Origin of the sequence: Collimonas sp., from assembly GCF_035566555.1 — a bacterium.
Classification (GTDB): Bacteria; Pseudomonadota; Gammaproteobacteria; order Burkholderiales; family Burkholderiaceae_D; genus Collimonas.
The window spans coordinates 1-22,097 of the sequence record NZ_DATMRB010000120.1 but is presented as its reverse complement, the minus strand read 5'-3'; the positions used below and the strand labels follow the sequence as shown (position 1 = coordinate 22,097).

Annotated in this window: 22 protein-coding genes, 1 tRNA gene and 1 pseudogene; 12 read left to right on the top strand and 12 right to left on the bottom strand. The window is 57.1% G+C overall.

Features of this window, described 5'->3' with window-relative positions:
- Positions 1-166 precede the first annotated feature (166 nt).
- Positions 167-1,138: a hypothetical protein gene (locus VNZ65_RS15525; RefSeq protein WP_325670519.1), complete on the top strand. Its 972-nt coding sequence runs from the start codon at positions 167-169 to the stop codon at positions 1,136-1,138.
- Positions 1,139-1,182: 44 nt separating this feature from the next.
- Positions 1,183-1,800 carry a replication endonuclease gene (locus VNZ65_RS15520; RefSeq protein WP_325670517.1) on the top strand — a complete coding sequence of 206 codons (618 nt, stop codon included), beginning with the start codon at positions 1,183-1,185 and terminating at the stop codon, positions 1,798-1,800.
- 349 nt (positions 1,801-2,149) lie between these two features.
- Here VNZ65_RS15520 and VNZ65_RS15515 read toward each other — a convergent pair whose 3' ends face one another.
- Together VNZ65_RS15515 and VNZ65_RS15510 are read right to left on the bottom strand one after the other, a co-directional pair.
- Positions 2,150-2,344: a tyrosine-type recombinase/integrase gene (locus VNZ65_RS15515; protein ID WP_325670547.1), complete on the bottom strand. Its 195-nt coding sequence runs from the start codon at positions 2,342-2,344 to the stop codon at positions 2,150-2,152.
- A gap of 12 nt (positions 2,345-2,356) precedes the next feature.
- A complete protein-coding gene (locus VNZ65_RS15510; protein WP_325670515.1) occupies positions 2,357-3,190 on the bottom strand; it encodes a site-specific integrase in 834 nt (277 codons plus the stop codon).
- A gap of 183 nt (positions 3,191-3,373) precedes the next feature.
- Here VNZ65_RS15510 and VNZ65_RS15505 point away from each other — a divergent pair.
- Positions 3,374-3,448 (top strand) — tRNA-Arg (locus VNZ65_RS15505).
- Positions 3,449-3,584: 136 nt separating this feature from the next.
- On the opposite strand, the gene VNZ65_RS15500 is transcribed toward VNZ65_RS15505, so the two are convergent.
- Positions 3,585-3,941 (bottom strand): energy transducer TonB, encoded by a 357-nt coding sequence (locus VNZ65_RS15500; protein ID WP_325670513.1) that lies wholly within the window; start codon positions 3,939-3,941, stop codon positions 3,585-3,587.
- 111 nt (positions 3,942-4,052) lie between these two features.
- Here VNZ65_RS15500 and VNZ65_RS15495 point away from each other — a divergent pair.
- The 4 genes and pseudogenes from VNZ65_RS15495 (at position 4,053) to blaOXA (ending at position 7,080) form a co-directional block, all read left to right on the top strand.
- Positions 4,053-4,266, top strand: a pseudogene (locus tag VNZ65_RS15495) (GDCCVxC domain-containing (seleno)protein).
- A gap of 298 nt (positions 4,267-4,564) precedes the next feature.
- A complete protein-coding gene (locus VNZ65_RS15490; protein ID WP_325670511.1) occupies positions 4,565-4,966 on the top strand; it encodes a cupin domain-containing protein in 402 nt (133 codons plus the stop codon).
- 58 nt (positions 4,967-5,024) lie between these two features.
- Positions 5,025-6,209, top strand: coding sequence for a class C beta-lactamase (ampC, locus tag VNZ65_RS15485; RefSeq protein WP_325670509.1), 1,185 nt, complete (start codon positions 5,025-5,027; stop codon positions 6,207-6,209).
- Between the two features lie 55 nt (positions 6,210-6,264).
- Positions 6,265-7,080, top strand: a complete 816-nt coding sequence (gene blaOXA, locus VNZ65_RS15480; RefSeq protein WP_325670507.1) for a class D beta-lactamase — start codon at positions 6,265-6,267, stop codon at positions 7,078-7,080.
- 12 nt (positions 7,081-7,092) lie between these two features.
- On the opposite strand, the gene VNZ65_RS15475 is transcribed toward blaOXA, so the two are convergent.
- Positions 7,093-7,719: a LysE family translocator gene (locus VNZ65_RS15475; protein WP_325670505.1), complete on the bottom strand. Its 627-nt coding sequence runs from the start codon at positions 7,717-7,719 to the stop codon at positions 7,093-7,095.
- A 228-nt stretch (positions 7,720-7,947) separates the two neighbouring features.
- Between VNZ65_RS15475 and VNZ65_RS15470 the strand changes: the two genes are divergently transcribed.
- Positions 7,948-10,419, top strand: coding sequence for a S9 family peptidase (locus VNZ65_RS15470; RefSeq protein ID WP_325670503.1), 2,472 nt, complete (start codon positions 7,948-7,950; stop codon positions 10,417-10,419).
- Between the two features lie 63 nt (positions 10,420-10,482).
- On the opposite strand, the gene VNZ65_RS15465 is transcribed toward VNZ65_RS15470, so the two are convergent.
- A complete protein-coding gene (locus tag VNZ65_RS15465; protein ID WP_325670501.1) occupies positions 10,483-11,247 on the bottom strand; it encodes an MHYT domain-containing protein in 765 nt (254 codons plus the stop codon).
- A 426-nt stretch (positions 11,248-11,673) separates the two neighbouring features.
- Between VNZ65_RS15465 and VNZ65_RS15460 the strand changes: the two genes are divergently transcribed.
- Positions 11,674-13,581: an ATP-binding cassette domain-containing protein gene (locus VNZ65_RS15460; RefSeq protein ID WP_325670499.1), complete on the top strand. Its 1,908-nt coding sequence runs from the start codon at positions 11,674-11,676 to the stop codon at positions 13,579-13,581.
- A 27-nt stretch (positions 13,582-13,608) separates the two neighbouring features.
- Positions 13,609-14,178 (top strand): GNAT family protein, encoded by a 570-nt coding sequence (locus VNZ65_RS15455; RefSeq protein WP_325670497.1) that lies wholly within the window; start codon positions 13,609-13,611, stop codon positions 14,176-14,178.
- Here VNZ65_RS15455 and VNZ65_RS15450 read toward each other — a convergent pair.
- A complete protein-coding gene (locus VNZ65_RS15450) occupies positions 14,175-15,026 on the bottom strand; it encodes a SirB1 family protein (RefSeq protein WP_325670495.1) in 852 nt (283 codons plus the stop codon). The two genes, VNZ65_RS15455 and VNZ65_RS15450, sit on opposite strands and share 4 nt — an antisense overlap.
- Positions 15,027-15,067: 41 nt before the next feature.
- The gene (gene murJ / locus VNZ65_RS15445) at positions 15,068-16,618 is read right to left on the bottom strand and encodes a murein biosynthesis integral membrane protein MurJ (RefSeq protein WP_325670493.1); all 1,551 of its coding nucleotides are present in this window, start codon (positions 16,616-16,618) and stop codon (positions 15,068-15,070) included.
- 325 nt (positions 16,619-16,943) lie between these two features.
- On the opposite strand from murJ, the gene rpsT reads away from it, so the two are divergent.
- Positions 16,944-17,213, top strand: coding sequence for a 30S ribosomal protein S20 (gene rpsT / locus VNZ65_RS15440; protein ID WP_061938064.1), 270 nt, complete (start codon positions 16,944-16,946; stop codon positions 17,211-17,213).
- 156 nt (positions 17,214-17,369) lie between these two features.
- On the opposite strand, the gene VNZ65_RS15435 is transcribed toward rpsT, so the two are convergent.
- The 3 genes from VNZ65_RS15435 to VNZ65_RS15425 form a co-directional block, all read right to left on the bottom strand.
- On the bottom strand, positions 17,370-17,825 hold the full coding sequence (locus tag VNZ65_RS15435; protein WP_325670490.1) for a DUF192 domain-containing protein: 456 nt from the start codon (positions 17,823-17,825) through the stop codon (positions 17,370-17,372).
- A 147-nt stretch (positions 17,826-17,972) separates the two neighbouring features.
- The gene (locus VNZ65_RS15430; protein ID WP_061945875.1) at positions 17,973-18,203 is read right to left on the bottom strand and encodes a hypothetical protein; all 231 of its coding nucleotides are present in this window, start codon (positions 18,201-18,203) and stop codon (positions 17,973-17,975) included.
- Between the two features lie 156 nt (positions 18,204-18,359).
- Positions 18,360-18,929, bottom strand: a complete 570-nt coding sequence (locus VNZ65_RS15425; protein ID WP_325670487.1) for a pseudouridine synthase — start codon at positions 18,927-18,929, stop codon at positions 18,360-18,362.
- Between the two features lie 139 nt (positions 18,930-19,068).
- Between VNZ65_RS15425 and icd the strand changes: the two genes are divergently transcribed.
- A complete protein-coding gene (gene icd, locus VNZ65_RS15420; RefSeq protein ID WP_325670485.1) occupies positions 19,069-20,322 on the top strand; it encodes an NADP-dependent isocitrate dehydrogenase in 1,254 nt (417 codons plus the stop codon).
- Between the two features lie 100 nt (positions 20,323-20,422).
- On the opposite strand, the gene VNZ65_RS15415 is transcribed toward icd, so the two are convergent.
- Complete coding sequence (locus VNZ65_RS15415) at positions 20,423-21,535, bottom strand: hypothetical protein (protein ID WP_325670483.1); 1,113 nt, start codon at positions 21,533-21,535, stop codon at positions 20,423-20,425.
- A gap of 339 nt (positions 21,536-21,874) precedes the next feature.
- Positions 21,875-22,078, bottom strand: a complete 204-nt coding sequence (cspE, locus tag VNZ65_RS15410) for a transcription antiterminator/RNA stability regulator CspE (RefSeq protein ID WP_009665919.1) — start codon at positions 22,076-22,078, stop codon at positions 21,875-21,877.
- Between the last annotated feature and the right edge of the window lie 19 nt (positions 22,079-22,097).

Here is a 22,097-nt window from a genome sequence, read left to right as displayed (position 1 = left end):
CATTCCTGTTTGGTCCTCTTGCTGATCGCCGCGTATTTGGGCATTGGCTGCGTGATGTTTCTGCTGCTTAAGCGTTTGAGCCTTCCATGTCCTGGACTAATCACCACATTTTTGTCGGCAGTCGTATTGGCGTGCTTGATGCTTGGCTTGCTCCTGGGGGCTTTCCGTGGATAAGACAACTCAAGATATCACAGTGAAGTTGCGCGACCGTGTCACATTCGACACCGACGAAGGCATCCAGGCCGGCTACGTCAACGACCTGCGGCGCGACCTGGGCAATGGTGAACTGCATGCCTGGGTTGAACTGGAACACCATTTACCCGGCTGCTTCCGCGCCGTGCGGGTTTCGGACATTCTGACTTCTGACCAGGTCGGACCGCCTTCGACCTGCTACATCGGGTTCGATTGGGCCACCCACGCCGCTTGTCTCAACACGCCGTTAGTGATCGATGAAGCGGCTGACCGCCGTGAGCGCGCCGAAAATGAGCCGCGATTCCAATGTCCGGCCTGCGGTCATGTCGGCGCCGTCGAATCTCAGTTCAGCAATTACTGCCAAAACGATCGATGCCGCCGAATAAGTCCGCGTCATACTCAAAGCCATATCGCAGATGCCAACCCGTTAGTGACGGTCGAAGCCACGGTAGATCGTCTTGCACGTGCCGAGAGCGCATTGCTTACTTACGGATTCACGGACTGCGACGGCAAGGCATGGTTGCCACCAGTCGCATATCGGCCGATTGAAATCTTCGACATGGTCAAATTGGATGATGCTCACCAGTCCGGCTTGGACGACGCACGAAGCGGCGAACACGAATTGTTCCCAGACGAAAGTTGCCCGCTGGACGGCATTGAAGGCGACAAGCCGTTCTGTCGCTTCCACTTTTATGCCGACAAGGGCGATCCGTCCGTTGGCGAACCAGGGCGCGCATATTGGGCGTTGTCCGCAGATCAAAGTGGTACAGAGCTTGCACAACTACTTGCCGCTACTCCGCCAGTCTTGACCTATGAGCGTGCTGTCGAATTCGCAGATAAGAATGCTGTGCTGGTTGAGAACGCCTATATCGGATACACCGGCGAACACATCGATCACGGCGCCGCGTACGCCATCGCCGAGGCCATGGCCGCTGCACATATTTGAACAGGTCAGCAGAATTTTATTTATACAATTTCGGAGCCAATAACATGAACACAACATCTTACTTAAAAGCGCAACTGCGCAAACAGGCTGTACTGCACTTAGAGAAAATCGCCACCGATCACGGCCATGTAGGCGTGTTTGCCACGATCACAGCACCTAGCAAATATCACCCGGTCAGAGACAAGAGCGGGGAACTCAATCCGGCGTGGGTAGCATTCGGAAAGCCTGAGCCACTGGAAGCACAACGTTATCTCAGAGACATCTGGATGCGAATCCGCGCCACGCTGCATCGTGACGGCATCAAGCTTTACGGCTTGCGGTTTTCTGAACAACAACGCAATGGCTGTCCACATTGGCACCTCTTGATGTTTGTCGCGCCCGAGTATCGGCAGCGTTACGAGGAAGTTATTACTTCCTTCGCACAAGTTGAACATGATGGCGACGATAGGCGCCGAAGCACATTGCTGCACCTGGAAGCCGGAAAAAACACTGCTGTAGGGTACATCGCTAAATATATCGCCAAAGATATCGATGGCGATAGTAGCGACGACCACCGCGTCCTGGATGACATCAGCCCTTACTTCATTGTGAATGCACATACTCATTTCGGGCGCCGCAGTTGGCTTGAGGGTAGCGATCAATTCAACTGCGAACTCTTGTAATTACAAAAAATTTCAATGGCCGCTGAAATGAATATGCGGCTTTAGAGCACGTGTCGGCTGGAAATCGAAACAGAAAAATTAATAGAAAGATCGAGAGGAAAATAGTGAGTCTCTTAACGCAAGCATACGTACTTGAAAATTTCGGGCTGCGTCTGAATATAGCGCAGCTGTCAAAATTGCTTGATATAGCAGAGGGGACGATCCGAAACCAGATTAGCTCCGGCGCCTTCCCAATTACTACCTATACAGAAGGGGCGCGCCGGTTCGCCAGTTATCAAGCGGTTTCGGAGTATCTTGATAATTTACATTTGATTACCCACCGCGCTTGCGAACGGCAGGCGAGGGCTGCTTAAGCAGCCTTGTTCGGGAAGATAATCACCCGACCTTTTTCCGCAATATCTTCTGGCTTGAGATTGGTGTAGCGTTTGAGGTTACGCCAATCTTTGTGTCCCGTTACGGCGGCCACTTCAGGTATTTCCCAGCCCGCTTCAAACAACGCGCTAGCGGCTTCATGACGCAGATCGTGCATATGAAGGTCAACGATTTTTGATGCGTCTCACGCCCATTTAAAATACTTGCTGGCGGTCCCTGGTTCGAATGGGAAAATTCGCTTATCGATTCTTGGCTGCCGCACCACAATTTCGAACGCTTCCGCGATAAGTGGCACCCATTCGTCATTCCCTTTTTTCTGGCGTGGATGTTTTCGATCCCGCACCATCACCATGCGTGCCGCTTCGTCCAGGTCGTCCCACACGATTCTGAATAGCTCACCTCGGCGAAACCCCGAGCGTAGCAACACTGTCACAATATCTATCATCGGGAGGCCGTACTGAGGATTGTCGGCGAACCATAACAAGATTGAAGTAAGCTCGGCGCCAGTTGGCCGGCGCTCCCTGGTTTTTCCTCCTTCGACCAGGTGCAGGTGCTTCAGCATCGGGCGGGCCTTTGTAACTGCGTCCGGAATATTGGCGTCCAGCATGCCGGCCATGTGACGCAGGATCGTACCGAGCTTCGACAATTCCATCTCTACGGTGTAGCCGCCTACGCCGTCTTCCGTGCGGCGCGCCTGGGCATAACTCACGATATCTTGTGTTGTCAGTTCTGCAGCGATCTTGTCGCCCAGCTTAAGCGTTAGCCGCTTCATCATGTAGTGTTCGTTCGACGTTGGGCTTACAGGGCGTCCTGACTTTTCGCGGACGGTTTGATAGTCGGCGATGAGCGTTGCAAGGTCCGTTTTTAGTGCGCTGGCATTCCCGGATGCCACGTCAATTTCGGTAGCCCGCGCCCATCTCTCGGCTTCTGCCTTTGTCCTGAAGGTTTTTGTTATACTCCTGCCTTTAATGCGAAGTTGAGCGCGCCAACGTTTGCCGATTGCTAGTATGGATGCCATGTAATTCCCTCTGTTTTGCCTTCGGGGATTGTAGCAAATCTGTAGCAGTCAGAACGTTAACTTGCATGATTTCGCGTTAACGGGAATGATAGGGGAGAGGTTGCAAAGCGACCGTAAGTTATTGAATTTATTGAATATTTTCAATGAAATCAAAGGCTTATTCCTCCCATTGATTTACCCCGTCTCGCCATAGTTCAATGGATAGAACGAGTGCCTCCTAAGCGCTAGATACAGGTCCGATTCCTGTTGGCGGGACCAAGTCCCTTTTCTTGAGCTCCCTATAATCGGCCGTAAGCCAGGTATTTAAAGGCTTTCCGGCGACTCTTCTCCTTTCTGCTGATTTGCAGACTGACGCACATATTGCGGGGCAGAATCCGGTGCAAGCCAACAATCATTATTCAATACGCCAGATGTACTTCATCTTAATCCACGAATCCACCGCTGCACCGTTCGCACTTGCCGGAATAAATTCACATTGACTAAATGCGCTGAGGGTCGCTGTATCTAACAGTTGATGGCCACTAGATGACTCAAAATTTGTTTCAAGTACGTGCCCTTCTTTTGATACATGCAAACTGACGACCACAGTTCCAGTCTCATTTGCAGCCAAGGAGGGTTTTGGATACTCGGGCTTTGGGCATGTGGATAAATTCACCTTAGCTATTGTTTTGATCACGTCACGCGCTGAGGCGCCACAAACAACGGTGAACAAGCTCACAACGATAGAAATCGTAATTATTTTCAGGCGCATCGAATTTCCAGGTGAACGAAAGACTGCATAAGATTCTTTTGGGTAACTATCTTATGCTACCAGCAATAATGCACCGCCAAGCTCCATCAACTATGCAGGAGTGATGCCGCAATGACCACTATCGTTCTTGAGTCCGTTCTGACTTGTCCGTTCTGCCGTTTTTCCAAGCAAGAAATCATGCCCACGGATGCCTGCACAGTTCTACTACGAGTGCAGTAAATGCAAGGCGTTGCTGCGCCCAAATCCGGGAGACTGCTGCGTGTTCTGTTCGTACGGCTCAGTGAAGTGTCCACCGATCCAGCAACAGCGTGGATGCTGCGGGTAAAAGTCCACTGCTGAGCACGGAGCAACCCGGGGCAAGTAGCCTCGCGAAGTCAATGCTCGATAACGACGGATTATCATCGAGCTATAAGTTTTTCTTGGTGCTCGCCGAAATTATTCCCGCTTGTGAACTCGGCGCCAAGGGAGGATATTGCGGTCTTTGAAACCGTCTGGGTTTGATTGCGTGGCGCTGGTGAGTTTTGCTGTTGCCAACTGGTGTGAGACTGCAAATGCAGCTGTGCACGCAGCCAAGGCGCATCACCCCGGAAATACTAATGCTTACGCAATCCTGAGGAGTCTTCATGAAAATATCCCTTGCTGTCCCATTCATCCTGGCCGCCGTCGCGGTGGCGCATCCCGTCATGGTTTCTGCGTCGCCAGTTGCAGCAAAGGAGACGCAAGTCTTGCAAAGGATCCGGCTGGAGGGCACCGACCGCGAGCTTGGCATGGGGATCGCCGAATTTCCGCCCAATGCCGAAAAGCCGCGCCACATGGCGACCGGTCCCGAACTGGCCTATGTGCTCGAGGGGGAACTGATCGTACAGGTGGATGGCGAGCCGGTCAAAGTCCTGCATGCGGGCGGCAGCTACCAGCTGGCTGCGAATGTGGTCCATGTCACCAAGGCCGGGCCGGCGGGAGCGAAAGTCATCGCCAGCTGGGTACACGTGCCTGGCAAGGCCTTCAATATCCTTGTGCCGCGCTGATCATGCGCGACATGCATCCGTTTTGAACCATCGCCTCACTCTAAAAATTCATTGAATCATGCACCGGAAAAATATGAACATGTTAAAGCTGCTGTCCTTCTCTCTTTGCATTTTTGCCGCCAGCAGCCATGCTGCGGGGGGCACCGGCCAGGCTGGACTCAACGATGCGGTAGACAGTACTATCCAGCCGCTGATGCAAAAGTACGATATCCCGGGCATGGCGGTCGCCGTTACGGTCAACGGTGAAAGTCATTTCTACAATTACGGTGTGGCGTCGAAGGATACCAAGCAGCCCGTTAGCAACAAGACGCTGTTTGAGATCGGTTCGTTCAGCAAGACATTCACGGCGACGCTGGCTTCGTATGCCCAGGCCAATGGCGATCTTTCGCTCGCGGATAGTGCCAGCAAATATTTGCCGTCCCTGCGCGGCAGCAGCTTTGACGGCATCAGCCTGATAAATCTTGGCACCCATACTGCCGGCGGGCTGCCACTGCAAGCGCCTGACAATATCGAAAATACCGATCAGCTGATGGATTATTTCAAGCACTGGCAGCCGGTGCATGCGGCGGGCACTTACCGCAGGTATTCCAACCTGAGCATTGGGATGCTCGGCATGATCGCCGCCGGTAGTATGCACATGACGTTTGAAGGCGCGATGGAAAAGAAGCTGTTTCCGGAACTCGGGATGACGCATAGCTACATCAACGTACCGCCCGGTGAGATGAAAGACTACGCGCAAGGCTATACCACAAAGGATGTGCCGGTCAGGGTGAATCCAGGAGTTCTGGCGGCCGAAGCCTATGGCGTGAAATCGGGATCGGCAGACCTGATCCGGTTTATCGAAGCGAACATGGACGCCAGCAGGCTCAACCATAAGCTGCAACGGGCAATCATCGATACGCACACGGGATATTTCAAGGCGAAGGAGTTCACGCAGGACCTGATTTGGGAGCAATACCCTTATCCAGTAGAACTGAAGCGGCTGCTGGCAGGCAACGACCCTAGCGTGATCTATCAGGAGGCGGCGGTGAGCAAATTGAATCCTCCGCTGGCGCCGCAGACAGACGTGCTGCTCAACAAGACCGGATCAACCAATGGCTTTTCGAGCTACGCGGTTTTTGTTCCAGCGAAAAAGATTGGGATTGTGATCCTGGCGAACAAATCCTATCCCATCGATCAGCGGGTGACGGCGGCATATCAAATATTAAGACAGCTGGATAGCCAGGCAGCAGTGAAGAACTGATCGTCTGGCAGCGGCTCCAAGCATCTTTCCCATTGAACTGCATGCAAAGGAATTTATGAAATACTTACAATGCGCTGCGGCGCTCACCTTGGCCGCCGGTTTTCTTGCGGCGCCGGTTCACGCTAAAACAATCTGTACCGCGGTTGCCGATGCCAAGACTGGCAAGGTCCTGCTGCAGCAAGGCAATTGCAGCGAACGCTACACACCCGCCTCGACATTCAAGGTTGCCTTGAGCGTGATGGGTTTCGATGCCGGATTCCTGCAAGATGCACACACGCCGATGCTGCCGTTTCACGAAGGCTACGTCGATTGGGGCGGTGACAACTGGCGCCAGCCCACCGATGCGACCAGGTGGCTGAAATATTCGGTGGTCTGGTTCTCGCAGCAAATCATTCAATCGCTTGGAAAGCAACGTTTGCAGCAGTACGCGAACAGCTTTGGCTACGGTAATGCCGATTTCTCGGGCGATCCTGGCAAGGACAATGGGCTGGAGCGGGCCTGGATCGGCTCTTCCCTGAAGATCTCGCCGCTGGAGCAGGTTGCGTTCCTGCACAAACTGGTGAACCGCGAACTGCCTGTCACGCCGCGCGCCATGGAGATGACGCTCAGCATCGTTGAAAAAACTTCGCTGCCTAGTGGTTGGGAAGTGCAGGGCAAGACCGGCATGGCTTATCCGCGGCTGGCGGATGGCGCTCTCGATGAGGCCCGGCCGTATGGCTGGTTTGTCGGCTGGGCCAGCAAAGGCGGGCGCAAGCTGGTGTTTGCCAGGTTGATTCAGGATGACAAGAAAGAAGCCGGCACGGCCGGCGTACGCGCACGCGATGCCTTCTTCAAGGAACTACCTGCCTTGGCGGAATCGCTTACGCCTTAAACCCGTCCCCGCTCAAGAACGTGAAATGGCCGACAACAACAGGCCTGCGCCGACGAAGGCACCGCCGGCGACCTGATTGACCAGCTTCAGGCGCCGCGCGCTGTTGAGCCAGCCTGACAGGCGGGCGCCGCCGCTGGCATAGGCGAACTGCCAGCACGCTTCGATCACAAAAAATGTTCCCGACAAAATCGCCAGCTGCGGCCCTTGGGCAAGCTGTGCATCGATGAATTGCGGGAACAGGGCGGCGAAGAAGATGAACGCTTTCGGATTGCTCAAGGCGACCCAGAAGCCGGTGCGGAACAAGGCCCAGGGATTGTGCTTGCCGTCGTCCTCAGGGCGCTCTTGCAGTTGCTGCGGCATGCTGCGCCAGGTTTTGATGCCCAGGTAGACCAGGTAGGCCGCGCCCGCATACTTCACTATCGAAAACAATTTCTCCGAGGTCGCCAGCAAGACTCCCAGACCCGCGACCGAGCAAATCATGATCAGCCCCAGCCCGCACATGAGCCCGAGGCAGGTCACGGCCGTGCGCCGCACGCCATGATGGATGCCGTGGGTCATGGCGAGCAGCATGTTGGGTCCCGGCGTGGCCGAAATGAAGAACACGGTAGTGACGAACAGCAGCCAAGTCTTGAGAAGCACGGTATTTCCCGATGTGGATTTTTGAAAGAGCAGTATACCTAGATCCAGGTTTTTCACCGGAACGGGCGTTCGGCGTCTTCCTGCAAATGGCGTTGCGCGCCGTTGTTATTTGGAGAAGTTCCGTCATAATGGTCAATTTGGCGCTTTCCCGGCGCTAGCCTGAGCCTGAGCCGCATTGCATCTGCTCTGCTACTTTCATTAATCGCATTCATTCACATAATCTTCGATATGAAATTGTCTTCCAAAGGTCTCGCTCTCATTGGTTCCTTGCTGGTAGTGCAGCCGCCGGCGATCATGGCGCAAACGCCGGCAAAAACGGCGGGCGGCTACGAGCTGCCGCCGCTGCCTTTGCAAGCGGTGGTGGATGCGCCGCTGCCGCCGCAGTTGTCGGTCAGTCCGCATCGCGATCTGCTGGCATTGACGCAGACGCCATCCTTACCTGGCATCGATGCGGTGGCCCAGCCTGAGCTGAAGCTGGCGGGGCTGCGCATCAACCCGCGCACCTATTCCCAGAGCCGCTTTTCCTTCGGCACGGATCTGCAGTTGCTGGAGATCGCCAGCGGCAAGGAAATCCGCCTGCAGGGTTTGCCGCAGCCGCTGGCGATCGCCAGTTCCAGCTGGTCGCCGGACCAGCGCTATATCGCTTTCAACCAGGTCGACGCCAGGACCGGCGCTAATGAATTGTGGCTGGTCGATGTCGCCGCGCGCCGCGCGCACCGCTTGACCAAGCTGTCGTTGAACACGGTTGCGGGGAACGGTTATCGCTGGATGCCGGACAGCAGGCAGTTGCTGGTGCAGCTGCGGGTGGAAGGGACGGCCCCGGTGTCGGACGGCATTCCGCGCGGTCCCAACACGCAGATGACACTGGCGGGGGCGGGCGTAAAGAGCAATCCTACTTATCAGGATTTGTTGAAGAATGAGGACGATGCGCTCACCCTGGAACACTATTTGCGCACCCAGGCAGCCTTGATCGATCTGGACGGCAAGCTCGTCAAGCTGGGCGAGCCGGCGCTGACGCTGGCGCTGGAGCCGTCGCCGGACAGCCGCTATGTGCTGCGTCAGCGTATCGAGCGGCCGTTTTCCTATCAGGTGCCGGTGACTAGCTTCCCGCGCCGTATCGAAGTGCTGGACCGGAGCGGTAAACTGATCAAGCAAATCGCCAGCCTGCCGCTGGTAGAGGGCCTGCCTACCGGTAACGACGCCGTGCCCACCGGCGTGCGCAGGATAGATTGGCGTAACGATGCACCCGCTACCCTGGTCTGGGCCGAGGCGCAGGATGGCGGCGATCCGGCGCGCCAGGCTGAGGTGCGCGACCTGGTGCTGATGCAGGCGGCGCCGTTCGAACAGGCGCCGCAGACGCTGGCGCGCCTGAATTCGCGTTATGCCGGCATCTACTGGGGCAGCGGCGACCTGGCCCTGCTGAGCGAGTACTGGTGGAAGAGCCGGCAGGTCAAAGAGTGGCGGATTGCCCCGGACTACCTGGAGCGTGCGCCGCAACTGCTGCGCGAGGGTTCGTCGGAAGACCGCTACAAGGATCCAGGCCGGCCGGTTACGGTGCGCGATGAGCATGGCGAATTGCGCCTGCTGGTCAGCGCCGACGGCGACAGCATTTTCCGCATCGGCGGCGGCGCGTCGCCCGAGGGCGACCGGCCGTTTCTCGACAAGGTCAGCCTGAAAACCGGGCAGGCCACGCGTCTGTTTCATTCGCAGGCGCCGTACTACGAAGCGCCGCAAGTGCTGCTGGACGATAGCGGCCAGCGCCTGCTGACAGCGCGCGAGTCGCCTACCGAGCCCGGCAATTTCTTCGTGCGCGAGCTCGGCGCCGGCAATGAATCGGCGCCGCGCGCGCTGACGCATTTTCCGCACCCGACGCCGCAGCTGCAAGGCGTCAGCAAGCAGCTGGTCCGCTACAAGCGCAAGGATGGCGTAGAGCTGACCGGCACCTTGTTCCTGCCGCCTAACTACGATGCCAAGCGCGATGGCCCGCTGCCGATGCTGATGTGGGCTTATCCGGCCGAGTTCAAGTCGGCCGAAGCGGCCAGCCAGACTACCGATTCGCCCTATCGTTTCAACCGCATCGGCTACTGGCGGCCGCAGGCCTTCCTGGCCATGGGCTACGCCGTGTTCGACGAGTTTTCGGTGCCGATCGTCGGCGAGGGCAGCAAGGAGCCGAACGACACTTACATCGCCCAGCTGGTCGCCAGCGCCGAGGCCGCGGTGGATGAAGTCGTGCGGCTGGGCGTCGCCGACCGCGACCGCATCGCCGTCGGCGGCCATTCCTACGGCGCTTTCATGACCGCTAACCTGCTGGCGCACACGCGCTTGTTCAAGGCGGGCATTGCGCGCAGCGGTGCCTATAACCGTACGCTGACGCCGTTCGGCTTCCAGGCTGAAGAACGCAATTACTGGCAGGCCAAGGACGTCTACCAAGCCATGTCGCCGTTCAACTATGCCGATCAGATCAAGGATGCCCTGTTGCTGATCCATGGCGAGCAGGACAACAATCCCGGCACCTTCCCGCTGCAGAGCGAGCGCATGTATGCGGCCATCAAGGGCCTGGGCGGAACCGCGCGCCTGGTGATGCTGCCCAACGAAGCGCATGCCTATCGCGCGCGCGAATCGATCATGCAGATGCTGGCGGAATCGAACCGCTGGCTGGAAACCTATATCGGACCGGGCAAGCCGACTGTCAAGCCGTGAGCGCCGCTATCTGCGCATAAAAAATGGGCGCCTGGGCGCCCATTTTCTTTTCGACTGCCAGCGTTATCGCAGCGAGTCGGCCAGTTTATTTTCATCCATGCTGCGTCCCAGTACCACCCAGAAAATACACAGGGACAGCAAGCCGGCGACGGCGTAGACCGACACATCGAGGTAGTTGCCGCCGATTTTCAGCGGAATCAGCGGAGCGTCGGTGGTGCAGATCATGTTGGCGGCGTACATGCCGACATAGTGCATGCTGCATACCGCCAGCGCCATCACCAGCGCCGCTACAATCCGGTGCAGCAGCTGGGTCAGGTTGAACGCCAGCCACAGCGCCGCGCCGGCCGCGACGATGGCGATCACCATGGAGATCGCGACGGTAGTGAGATTTAGCGACATGGTAGCGCGCAGGTTCATGGCGTACATGCCCATGTAGTGCATCACGCAAACACCGACGCCGGCCAGCAGGCTGCCGGCCAGCCAGCCGCCGGTCTTGAATTTGCCGTGGCCGCCCGCCAGGTACAGCGCAATCCCGGAAATCACGATGGCAGCCAGCAGCGATGCCGCAGTCAGCCAGACGTCGTAGGAAATCGGGACGGACAGGCGGTAAGCCTGCATGGCGAGGAAATGCATGGACCAGATGCCGATACCGCCCAGCGAGGCCGCGGCGCAGAGCGTCATGCCGAGGTCCAGCGTGCCGTCCTTGCGGAACATGGATTTGGCGCATTGCAGAGCCAGCAGTGCGCCCCAGAATGAAATCAGGTACGACAATAACACCAGCGCAGCGTCATACCTGGGCGTCAATAACTGGCCTAGCAATGGATCCATGGTTTTCTCCCTGTTTGAATGTGAGCGGCAAGCTAGGCATTACTGCATCGCTAGCCATTATCCGTGCAGCTATATTGTTTTTAATTTAAGTAGTACAGACAGCGCCATGGCTTATATCTCTACTCGGATATATATTTCCATGAAGAAATAATATATGTCTTAAATTTCTTGTTGGCAATATGACTGAGCGAATATTTTGGTAACGTATTGTTGGCTGCAGACGGTGGTCAGGATGGCGACTTGCGGCGCGGGTTTCCCCCTTCGTTCTTTGTGCTGAAATACAGACGGGTTAAAGGGAAGAAAGCGACAAATGTATAACCAGGCGCGCCAGTATGGGTACAATGTACGGTTCATTCATCCAATTGACTGCGCGTTGCCGGCTCCCGGTACACGGCAGGTCTTTCTTTTTCTGGTCTCATCCAAATTATGGCTGTCATTTCTATCTCCAATGCGCAACTCGCATTTGGTCATGTCGCGTTGCTGGATCGCGCGGAATTCTCTCTGGAAGCAGGGGAGCGGGTCGGCCTGATCGGCCGCAACGGCACCGGCAAATCGTCGCTGCTGAAAACCATCGCCGGCGTTTCCCGGCTGGACGACGGCCTGATGGTGATGCAGCAGGGGATCAAGATCGCCTATGTCGACCAGGAACCGCATTTTGAAACCGACATGTCGGTGTTCGATGCCGTCGCTGCCGGCATGGGCGAGATGCAGGCCTTGCTGAACGAATACGATGCGCTCACCGGCCAGTTCGGCGGCGACAACGACGACGCCATCATGGAGCGCATGCACGAGATCCAGAGCAAGCTCGATGCGGCCGATGCCTGGAGCCTGACCAACAAGGTCGAGACCACGCTGGATCGCCTCAACCTCGACAAGAACTTGCTGATGGGCCAGCTCTCCGGCGGTATGCAAAAGCGCGTGGCGTTGGCTTGTGCTTTGGTCAGCACGCCTGATGTCCTGCTGCTGGACGAGCCGACCAACCACCTGGATTTCAGCTCGATCATGTGGCTGGAAGGTTTGCTGCGCGACTACAAGGGCAGCGTACTGTTCATCACCCATGACCGCAGCTTCCTGGATAACGTCGCCACCCGCATCATCGAACTGGATCGCGGCCGCATCTTGTCCTTCCCGGGCAATTTCACTGCTTACCAGGTGCGCAAGGCCGAGCAGCTGGAAAACGAAGAAGTCGAGAACGCCAAGTTCGACAAATTCCTGGCGCAGGAAGAAATCTGGATCCGCAAGGGCGTGCAGGCGCGCCGTACCCGTGACGAAGGCCGGGTGCGCCGGCTGGAAGCGTTGCGGATTGCGCGCAGCGTGCGGCGCGACCAGCAGGGCCAGGTCAAGCTGGATGTCTCGTCCGGCGAACGCTCCGGCAAGATCGTCGCCGAGCTGACCGATGTCAACAAGTCCTACGGCGAAAGAGCGATCGTACGCGACTTTACCGCCACCATTCTGCGCGGCGACAAGGTCGGCCTGATCGGCCAGAACGGCGCCGGCAAGACCACTTTGCTGAAGCTGATCCTGGGTGAAGACCAGCCAGACAGCGGCACCATCAAGCAGGGCACCAAACTGCAGATCGCATACTTCGACCAGATGCGCGCGCAGCTCAACGAAGACGCCAGCCTGGCGGACACCATCGCGCCGGGCAGCGACTGGGTCGAGATCAACGGCCAGCGCAAGCATGTGATGACCTATCTGAACGACTTCCTGTTCGCGCCGGAACGCGCCCGTTCGCCGGTCAAGTCGCTCTCCGGCGGCGAACGCAACCGTTTGCTGCTGGCGCGCCTGTTCGCCAAGCCGGCCAACGTGCTGGTGCTGGATGAGCCGACCAACGATCTGGATATCGATACTCTGGAACTGCTGGAAGAACTGCTGGAAGACTATAACGGCACGGTATTCCTGGTCAGCCATGACCGTACCTTCCTCGACAACGTGGTGACGCAGGTGATCGCCGCCGAGGGCGACGGCATGTGGCGCGAATATGTCGGCGGCTACACGGACTGGGAGCGCGTGCGTCCCAGCCAGTCGGCGGTGATCGCCAAGGCCAAGAGCGAAGCGAAAGCCGAAGTGAAGGCGGCCGAGCCTGTCGCGCCGGTGGCCAAGCAGAAAAAGCTGAGCTACAAGGAACAGCGCGAGCTGGAAGAGCTGCCCGTGCTGATCGCCAAGCTGGAAGCAGAGCAGAAGAGCATCACCAGCCAGCTGGAAGATCCCGATCTGTACAAGCAGAAGCCGGAAGAAGTGAAACGCCTCAACGAGCGCTTCGCGGAAATCGACGGCCTGCTGCTGGAGAGCCTGGAAAAGTGGGAAGTGATCGAGGCGCGCAGCAAGGGCTGATACAGCAATCAAAAAGGTATGCCGACGATGAGTGGGGAATACATGTTTCCGGTGATTGAAACCGAGCGCCTGCTGTTGCGGGAGACGGTCGAACAAGACGCCGAAGCTATCTTCGCGATTCATGGCAACCCTGAGCTGATGCGCTGGTTCGGCACCGATCCGCTACCGGACCTGGCAGCGGCGCAAGGCTTGATCAGGACATTCGCCAGCTGGCGCCGGGATGAAAATCCGGGCACCCGCTGGGCGATCGAAGCCCGCCGGCAGCCTGGTCTGCTTGGCACTTGCGGCTTGTTCAAGTGGAACCGGGCCTGGCGCAAATGCATGATCGGCTATGAGCTGGCGGCGCACGCGCAGAGGCAGGGCTATATGCGGGAAACCTTGTCTGCCGTGATGAGCTGGGGCTTTGAACAGATGGCGCTGAATCGCATCGAGGCCATGGTCCACCCCGACAACCTGGCGTCGCTCAAGCTGTTGCGCCAGCTCGGGTTTGTCGATGAAGGATGTGCGCGTCAGGCAGGATACTGGCGCGGCCAGTATCACGACATGCTGCAGCTGTCGCTGCTGCGCAGCGAGTGGCCTGCGGCCAGCGCAAACTAATTCAGGCGCCGGCTGGCTTCGCGCAAGTCAATCACCTGCTGGCGCAAGAGCGTTGCATCAGCTGCATGCGGCCGCTGCGCCAGATAATATTCCAGGTCTTCCAGAGCGGCTTGCGGACAGTCCAGCTGCGCATAGGCTTGCCCGCGGTCGCGCCGCTCGACGGCGTCGGCCGGCAGCAGGATCAGGAGCCGCTGCTGTACCTCCAGCAACCGTTTCCAGTGGTTGCCTTGCTGGTAAATCGCTTTCAGGTTGCGTAGCACGCGCACCAGGATTTCATGCGGGTGGGCCACTTGCAGATAGCTGATCAGCGATAGCCGGCTGGCCGCTCTTTCGGCATCGTTGCTGGTCGGCAGATAAGGTTCCAGCCGTTCTTCCAGTTCTTCGCGCGACAGGCTGGTGCCGTTGGCGGGATCGATCATGATGTCGCCCGAGGGCACCGTCAGCTTCATCAGGAAATGGCCGGGAAATGACACTCCCTGCACCGGCAGGCCGACTTGCTGCGCCAGTTCCATGTAGACCAGCGCCAGCGAGATCGGAATGCCGCGCCGTTTGGCGATGACCCGGTGCAAATAGCTGTTGTCGGTATCGTAATAGTGATTGACGTTGATCGCGAATCCCAGTTCCTGGTAGAAGAAGTGATTCAGCGAGCGCAGTTTCTGGATCGCCGTGGCGTCTGCCGCCACGCGTTGGCGCAGGGTATTAGCGAGCCGGTCCAGTTCGTTTTGCGGGGCGTCGAAATCGAGCTGCGGATAGACATCCTGCGCAATCGCCAGCGCAGCCTCGAACAAGGGGACGTCGCTGGCTTGCTGCACCAGCGAGGTAAAGTATTCCAAGGATGTGATCGTCATAGCCCCTATCCTAGCAAACTATTTTCTCTGACGCTAACGTCCTAGCGTGCAATCCGTTTGAAATCCTGGAAACGGAATCCCATGGCCAGTAGTGCTCCGAAGTAAGTTGCGCCGCAAGCCGTCATGACGGCCAGCAGGGCGCCTATCCGCATCAGCGAACTGGTATGCGGCCCGGTCCAGTCAAACTGCTGCGAGCTCCAGAGAGCGACGCCGGCCATCAGGAACAAGGCCCCCAGTAAGCGCAGGAAATAGCGGATCCAGCCGGCATCGGGTTTGTAGATGCCGCGCCGCATCAGGCTCCACAGCAGGAAACCGGCGTTGAGGCAGGCGCCGATGCTGATCGACAGCGCCAGCCCGGCGACCGCGAAGATCGGCACGAATAGATAGTTCATCAGCTGAGTGGCGATCAGGACGCCGACGGCGATCTTGACCGGCGTCCGGATATCCTGCTTGGCGTAGAAGCCAGGCGCCAGGATCTTTACCACGATCAGGCCGATCAGGCCGACGCCGTAGGCGATCAGCACCTGGCTGGTGACGGCCACCGAAGCGGCGTCGAATTTGCCGTGCTGGAACAGGGTAGAGGTGAGCGGCACCGACAAGGTCGCCAGCCCGACCGCCGACGGCAGCGCCAGCAGGAAGGTCAGGCGCAGGCCCCAGTCCAGCAGCGAGGAATATTCGACCAGGTCTTTGTCGGCATTGGCTTTCGACAGGCTGGGCAGCAAGATGGTGCCCAGCGCGACGCCCAGCAAGGCGGTCGGGAATTCCATCAGGCGGTCGCCATAGGTCAGCAGCGAGACGCTGCCGTGTCCCAGGCGAGAGGCGATGTTGGTATTGATCAGCAGGCTGATCTGTGCCGCCGAGACGGCAAACACCGCCGGGCCCATTTTTTTCAGGACCCGCTGCACGCCGAGGTCGCGCAAGCCGGTCATCGGATTCATCGCCAGCCGCGGCAGCATGCCGACCTTGATCAGCGCCGGTATCTGTATCGCCACCTGCAAGATGCCGCCGACCAGCACGGCAAACGCCATGGCGTAGATCGGATGCTGCATGTAGGGTGCGACGAACAGCGAGGCGACGATGAAAGCCAGGTTCAGCAGGACCGAGGTGAAGGCCGGGATCTTGAACTCATGCCAAGTGTTCAGGATGCCGCCTGCCAGCGCCACGAAGGACATGAAGCCGATGTAAGGAAACATGACACGCGTCATGAAGATCGAGGCGCCCAGAACATCCTTGTTGTCGCCAAGGCCGGGGGCGATGAAATACACCAGCGCCGGCGTGGCGAGAATGCCGATGATGCAGGTCAGCAGCATGGCCCAGGTCAGCACCGTGGCGACATGGTCGACCAGCTGCTTGGTGGCGACTTCGCCTTTCTGGTTCTTGTATTCGCCCAGGATAGGGACGAAGGCTTGTGAAAACGCCCCTTCGGCAAAGAGCCGGCGCAACAGGTTGGGAATGCGGAAAGCGATCGCGAAAGCATCGGTATAGCCGTCGGCGCCAAAGGCGCGCGCATAGAGAATTTCGCGAATCAGGCCTGTCACACGCGACACCATGGTCATGCCAGAGACGGTGGCAAGCGTTTTATGCAAGTTCATGGAGCGGCATTATAGCTGGAGCGGATCGCCTGCCGCAGCTTTCTCGGGAATTGGATTTATTGTTGTTTTGATCATCATCTGTGGGGTGGAGGCTGCCGTTGTGAGATAGCAACTGTGATAGACTTTGGCCTGAAATGTTCCCGCTGCTGGGCTGGTGCGGGACGTTCATCCAGCCATGTGTGCTTTCTTGCGACAGAATTGCTCCCGATGCAAGAGGTATTTGCCTGTTTCGCAAAAACTGGTTATAATCCGTGGCTTTACAGAATTCTGCGCCGCGGTCAGGTTTGCCGCGTAAGCATTCCCGACCTCGTTTTAGGAAATATAAATGGCAAATACCGCACAAGCACGTAAGCGTGCTCGTCAAGCAGTTCAGCAAAACCTGCACAACTCCAGCCAGCGTTCGACCCTGCGCACAGCGATCAAAGCTGCCCGCAAGGCAATCGATGCCGGCGGCGACAAAGCTGCAGCAACACTGGTTCTGCAAAAATCCGTATCGATCATCGATCGTATCGCGGACAAGAAAATCATCCACAAGAACAAGGCTGCACGCCATAAGAGCCGTCTGAACGCTGCTCTGAAAGCGCTGGCTGCTTAATAGTATTTAGCCGTCGGCCTGGCCGGCGGATTTTTACTGGTTTGTTGTTGGAACAAGAGAAACCCTGCATAAGATGACTTATGCAGGGTTTTTCTGTTTGATTCCCTGTCTCTGCTAGCTCAGGCAGATGGCGGTGCCGCCACCTGAGCCATGCGCTTACTGTGGCAAACCTTCGATCACGGTGCCCGGCTTGATGTTCTTTTCCTTGAACCAGCCCTTGTTCATTTCCAGCGCATACGATGCCGCGCCCTGGGCGCAATGCGAATCCAGCGTCTGCGCTTTCATTTCCTCGACATTCAGGATCGCGCCTTTTTTATCGATGAAGGCAACCGACAGCGGGATCAGCGTGTTCTTCATCCACATGCAGATGCCTGCCGGCGTGTCGAACACGAATACCATGCCCTCGTTGGCGCCCATGCGTTTGCGGAACATCAGGCCCAGTTCGCGCTGATCTTCGCTGCGCGCAACTTCTGCCTTGATGACGTGGATCCCTATATTCAGAGGAGTGGTGGGGAGTTGCGGCTGGCTTTCCTGCGCTGCGGCTGGGAGGGTGGCGATGAAGGCAAGACTTGCAGTGACTGCTGCCAGGTAGGCGGCGCGGATTTTTCTCATGTCGGTAAAGCTCCTTTAGGGTAGGAGGATTATACAGAGAGCTAAATCGGCGGAGGGGTGCCGCGGTTGGATATTAATTGTTTCAGGACGTAAAAAAGGCAGGACTGGCCTGCCTTTCTCTTCAAGCTAGTGAAGCTGATGCCGAAATTACTTGGCAGGCGCTGCAGGAGCGTCAGCAGCTGGCGCTTCAGCTTTTTCAGCTTTGGCTTTAGTTGCTTTCTTGGCCTTCTTGACTTTGTGAGTAGTCTTCTTGGCAGCTGGAGCCGATGCTTCAGCAGCGGCAGCAGCAGGTGCTGCAGGAGCAGCTGGGGCTGCGTCAGCAGCGAATACGGAAGTAGCGAACAGGCCAGCAACCAGAGCAGCGATCAGTTTGTTCATTGTCATATCCATTCTTTAGCGAGTTAATCAATCATGATTCACTTGAATCACTGCGAATAACGAGCCCCGAAAGCGGATGGTTGACAGTCTTTTTCAAATTGCGCAGATATATGTATCAAGTTGTATCAATGGCCGATCTGCATTCGACCCTCTTGTCTACTTTTTCAAGCTGCTCAGTTCGCCCGGATTGATTTCCATCGCCTCGCCAGGCCACAGCGGGTGACTTTGCAGCGATACTTGGCCGATCGCCACCCGCACCAGCCGCAAGGTCGGCAAGCCGACCGCCGCCGTCATGCGGCGCACCTGGCGGTTTTTTCCTTCGGTCAGGGTCAGCGCCAGCCAGCTGGTCGGTTTGTCATGGCGCTCGCGGATCGGCGGATCGCGCGGCCACAGCCAGTCCGGTGCTTCCACCAGGCGCGCCTGGCACGGCAGGGTGACAAAATCGCCGAGGTCGACGCCGTCGCGCAAGCGCGCCAGCTGCGCCGCATCGGCGATGCCTTCGACCTGCGCCAGATAAGTCTTTGGCTGTTTCAGCGCCGGATGGCTAATATTATGTTGCAGCTGGCCGTCGTCGGTCAGCAAAAGCAGACCCTCGCTGTCCGCATCGAGGCGCCCGGCGGGATAAATATCGGGAATATCGATATAGTCGGCGAGGGTCGGGCGGCTGGGATGCGCCGAGAACTGGCACATGACTTGGAACGGCTTATTGAATAGGATGAGAGGCATGCCGCTAGTGTCGCAAAAACATAGCGACTAGTAAAATACTAGTGCATAATAGGACACGCCTGTCTTATGTCTTATATAAGACTTACTGCGATACAGAACTCCTCTAGTAGCATTTCACGTACCAACCCCGGAGATACAGATGTCTCAACATATCAAAGTGCCTGCTGAAGGCAAGAAAATCACTGTTAACGCTGACTATTCGATCAACGTCCCCTACAATCCGATCATTCCTTTCATCGAAGGCGACGGCACCGGCGTGGATATCAGCCCGGTCATGATCAAGGTGGTGGATGCTGCTGTCGCCAAGGCATACGGCGGCAAGCGCAAGATCAGCTGGATGGAAGTGTTCGCCGGTGAAAAATCGACCAAGGTATACGGTCCCGACGTCTGGCTGCCGGAAGAAACCCTGGCCGCGGTCCGCGACTACGTGGTGTCGATCAAAGGCCCGCTGACGACCCCGGTCGGCGGCGGCATCCGTTCGCTCAACGTGGCTTTGCGCCAGGAGCTGGACCTCTACGTTTGCCTGCGTCCGGTGCGCTACTTCAAGGGCGTGCCTTCGCCGGTGCGCGAGCCGGAAAAGACCGATATGGTGATTTTCCGTGAAAACTCGGAAGACATCTACGCTGGCATCGAATGGCAGGAAGGCAGCGACGGCGCCAAGAAACTGATCGAATTTCTGATCAAGGAAATGGGCGTCAAGAAAATCCGCTTCCCGAATACTTCCGGCATCGGCATCAAGCCGGTCTCGCGCGAAGGCACCGAGCGCCTGGTGCGCAAGGCGATCCAGTATGCGATCGACAACGACAAGCCATCCGTGACCATTGTCCACAAGGGCAATATCATGAAATTTACCGAAGGTGGCTTCCGCGACTGGGCATATGCCCTGGCGCAAAAGGAATTCGGCGCCGAGCTGATCGACGGCGGTCCGTGGGCCAAATTCAAGAATCCGAAGACCGGCCGCGACATCATCGTCAAGGATTCGATCGCTGATGCATTTCTGCAACAGATCCTGTTGCGTCCGAATGAATACAGCGTGATTGCCACGCTCAACCTGAACGGCGACTACATTTCCGACGCGCTGGCGGCGCAAGTCGGCGGCATCGGCATCGCGCCGGGCGCCAACCTGTCGGATTCGGTGGCGATGTTCGAAGCCACGCATGGCACTGCGCCGAAATACGCCGGTAAGGACTATGTCAACCCGGGTTCGCTGATCCTGTCGGCGGAAATGATGCTGCGCCACATGGGCTGGGTGGAAGCGGCCGACCTGATCATCGCCTCCATGCAGAAATCGATCACCTCGAAAAAGGTCACTTACGACTTTGCCCGCTTGATGGAAGGCGCGACCCAGGTTTCATGCTCGGGTTTCGGCGAGGTTCTGATCGAAAACATGTAAATAGTTCCAAGCAGTTTCGGAGAAAGCCGGCTAGCCCCGATGCACGCTATGTGTTGTCGGGGCTTTTGTTTTTTTAAGGTCCGATGTGATGTAAGTCGCCCTAGCTGCCTGCGGTCAACCGGATGATCTCTCCAAGGTTGTTGGCGTCACTTGCGATCAGGCTGCCGTTGCTGTCAAGTGCGATTCCAGAGAGCCCGTAGTACGGTATGACGGTTTGTCCAAACTGGATACCTGTAGACAGGATCGACACGGTTCCGTCGGGGGCGATCGATTTGACGACATTGTTGCCTGTATCGGCGACATACACCACGCCGGCAGCGTCGATCGCCAGACCCTCGGGACCGCTAAATCCACTCCCCAGCGTTTTGATTGTGCCGTCCGCAGCGATCTCTTTGATTGCGTTATTGCCCGTGTCGGCCACGTACACGTTGCCGATGGAGTCGACCTTGACGTCCCGTGGCGCATTGAACCCGCTGCCAAGCGTCGTGATCGTACCACCCACGGCGATCCTCTTGATCGCGTTATTTCCGGTGTCGGCAACATACACATTGCCTGCATTGTCGACCGTCACTCCGTAAGGCCCATTGAAGCCACTGCCGACCGGCGTGATCGCATTGCCAGGAGTGACTATTTTTATGGCGTTGCTCGGAAGATCCGCGACGTAAACGTTGCCTGCTGCGTCGACGGCAACTCCAGCTGGACGACACTGCCATTGACCTCCCAGTGTGCTGTACGATGCACCGTCGGGTCTCATTTTTGCAACGAAGCCAATACATGTGGTCGACTTCGAAGTGAAGTAGATAGAGTCGGCGTAATCCACTGCGACGCCCCACGGACCGCCGAGATTTGCTCTAACGATATTGCCATTTTTCTGCGCGGCTCCGCACGTTACCGCTACGGTTGTCACGTCAGCAGCTGGGCTGCCGCTTCCATTCGTAACTGTGCATGTGGTCCAAGCAGAATTGGCAGTTGCGGAAACTGTATAGCTGGCGCCACCCTGAACCGGCATCGGAAACGCAAATGAGCCGTCGCTCTTGATCGTTATGGCATCGACGCCGTTATTGAACAATGTGAGCATGACGCCATGCAAGCCGCTCACGGTACCGCTGACGCGGTAGGACTGCGGCGGTGGGGGAGAAGTGCCGTCCCCACCGCAACCGGATAATAAAATGATCGATAGTAAGAAGATGAAGGACGAGTGGGGACGTTCCATTGTTTTTAGCCTCAAGAATCAGGAATTAAAACAGATACTAACATGGCAACAATTGTATGCGAAAGGTGCTCAGTCCATCCTGATAACACCACGCAGACCATCGGGCCAGGCCCGCTGTTCAGCGCCGAACCGCACCCGTTCATGAAGCGATTCCATAAACCAGGTGACGGGAAGCGGCCCGTTGTGATATCGGAATTGCAAGCTAGACCTAAATAGCTGGCATCGGTTATCCACGCTGGCTTTTTACGTCTTGAGGGAAGTTAGCGCTACCGCACGACCATAAAAAAACCTCACCGCAGTGAGGTTTTTCACAAAAACTGCCAATATCGCAAAACGATATTACGGAGCCTGGATGTTAGAAGCTTGCTTGCCTTTAGGGCCTTGCGTGACTTCGAACTGGACTTTTTGACCTTCTTTGAGGGTCTTGAAGCCGTTCATCTGGATTGCGGAAAAGTGTGCAAACAAATCTTCACCGCCGTCATCCGGAGTGATAAAGCCGAAGCCCTTAGAATCGTTGAACCACTTGACTGTACCTGTTGCCATAAAATAGCGTCTTTCAAAT

Bases quoted from the DNA above. Each gene is read 5' to 3' on its own strand.
- VNZ65_RS15520 (WP_325670517.1), top strand. From the start codon at position 1,183: ATGAACACAACATCTTACTTAAAAGCGCAACTGCGCAAACAGGCTGTA.
- VNZ65_RS15510 (WP_325670515.1), bottom strand. From the start codon at position 3,190: ATGGCATCCATACTAGCAATCGGCAAACGTTGGCGCGCTCAACTTCGC.
- VNZ65_RS15500 (WP_325670513.1), bottom strand. From the start codon at position 3,941: ATGCGCCTGAAAATAATTACGATTTCTATCGTTGTGAGCTTGTTCACC.
- VNZ65_RS15490 (WP_325670511.1), top strand. From the start codon at position 4,565: ATGAAAATATCCCTTGCTGTCCCATTCATCCTGGCCGCCGTCGCGGTG.
- ampC (WP_325670509.1), top strand. From the start codon at position 5,025: ATGCACCGGAAAAATATGAACATGTTAAAGCTGCTGTCCTTCTCTCTT.
- blaOXA (WP_325670507.1), top strand. From the start codon at position 6,265: ATGAAATACTTACAATGCGCTGCGGCGCTCACCTTGGCCGCCGGTTTT.
- VNZ65_RS15470 (WP_325670503.1), top strand. From the start codon at position 7,948: ATGAAATTGTCTTCCAAAGGTCTCGCTCTCATTGGTTCCTTGCTGGTA.
- VNZ65_RS15465 (WP_325670501.1), bottom strand. From the start codon at position 11,247: ATGGATCCATTGCTAGGCCAGTTATTGACGCCCAGGTATGACGCTGCG.
- VNZ65_RS15460 (WP_325670499.1), top strand. From the start codon at position 11,674: ATGGCTGTCATTTCTATCTCCAATGCGCAACTCGCATTTGGTCATGTC.
- VNZ65_RS15455 (WP_325670497.1), top strand. From the start codon at position 13,609: ATGAGTGGGGAATACATGTTTCCGGTGATTGAAACCGAGCGCCTGCTG.
- VNZ65_RS15450 (WP_325670495.1), bottom strand. From the start codon at position 15,026: ATGACGATCACATCCTTGGAATACTTTACCTCGCTGGTGCAGCAAGCC.
- murJ (WP_325670493.1), bottom strand. From the start codon at position 16,618: ATGAACTTGCATAAAACGCTTGCCACCGTCTCTGGCATGACCATGGTG.
- rpsT (WP_061938064.1), top strand. From the start codon at position 16,944: ATGGCAAATACCGCACAAGCACGTAAGCGTGCTCGTCAAGCAGTTCAG.
- VNZ65_RS15435 (WP_325670490.1), bottom strand. From the start codon at position 17,825: ATGAGAAAAATCCGCGCCGCCTACCTGGCAGCAGTCACTGCAAGTCTT.
- VNZ65_RS15430 (WP_061945875.1), bottom strand. From the start codon at position 18,203: ATGAACAAACTGATCGCTGCTCTGGTTGCTGGCCTGTTCGCTACTTCC.
- VNZ65_RS15425 (WP_325670487.1), bottom strand. From the start codon at position 18,929: ATGCCTCTCATCCTATTCAATAAGCCGTTCCAAGTCATGTGCCAGTTC.
- icd (WP_325670485.1), top strand. From the start codon at position 19,069: ATGTCTCAACATATCAAAGTGCCTGCTGAAGGCAAGAAAATCACTGTT.
- VNZ65_RS15415 (WP_325670483.1), bottom strand. From the start codon at position 21,535: ATGGAACGTCCCCACTCGTCCTTCATCTTCTTACTATCGATCATTTTA.
- cspE (WP_009665919.1), bottom strand. From the start codon at position 22,078: ATGGCAACAGGTACAGTCAAGTGGTTCAACGATTCTAAGGGCTTCGGC.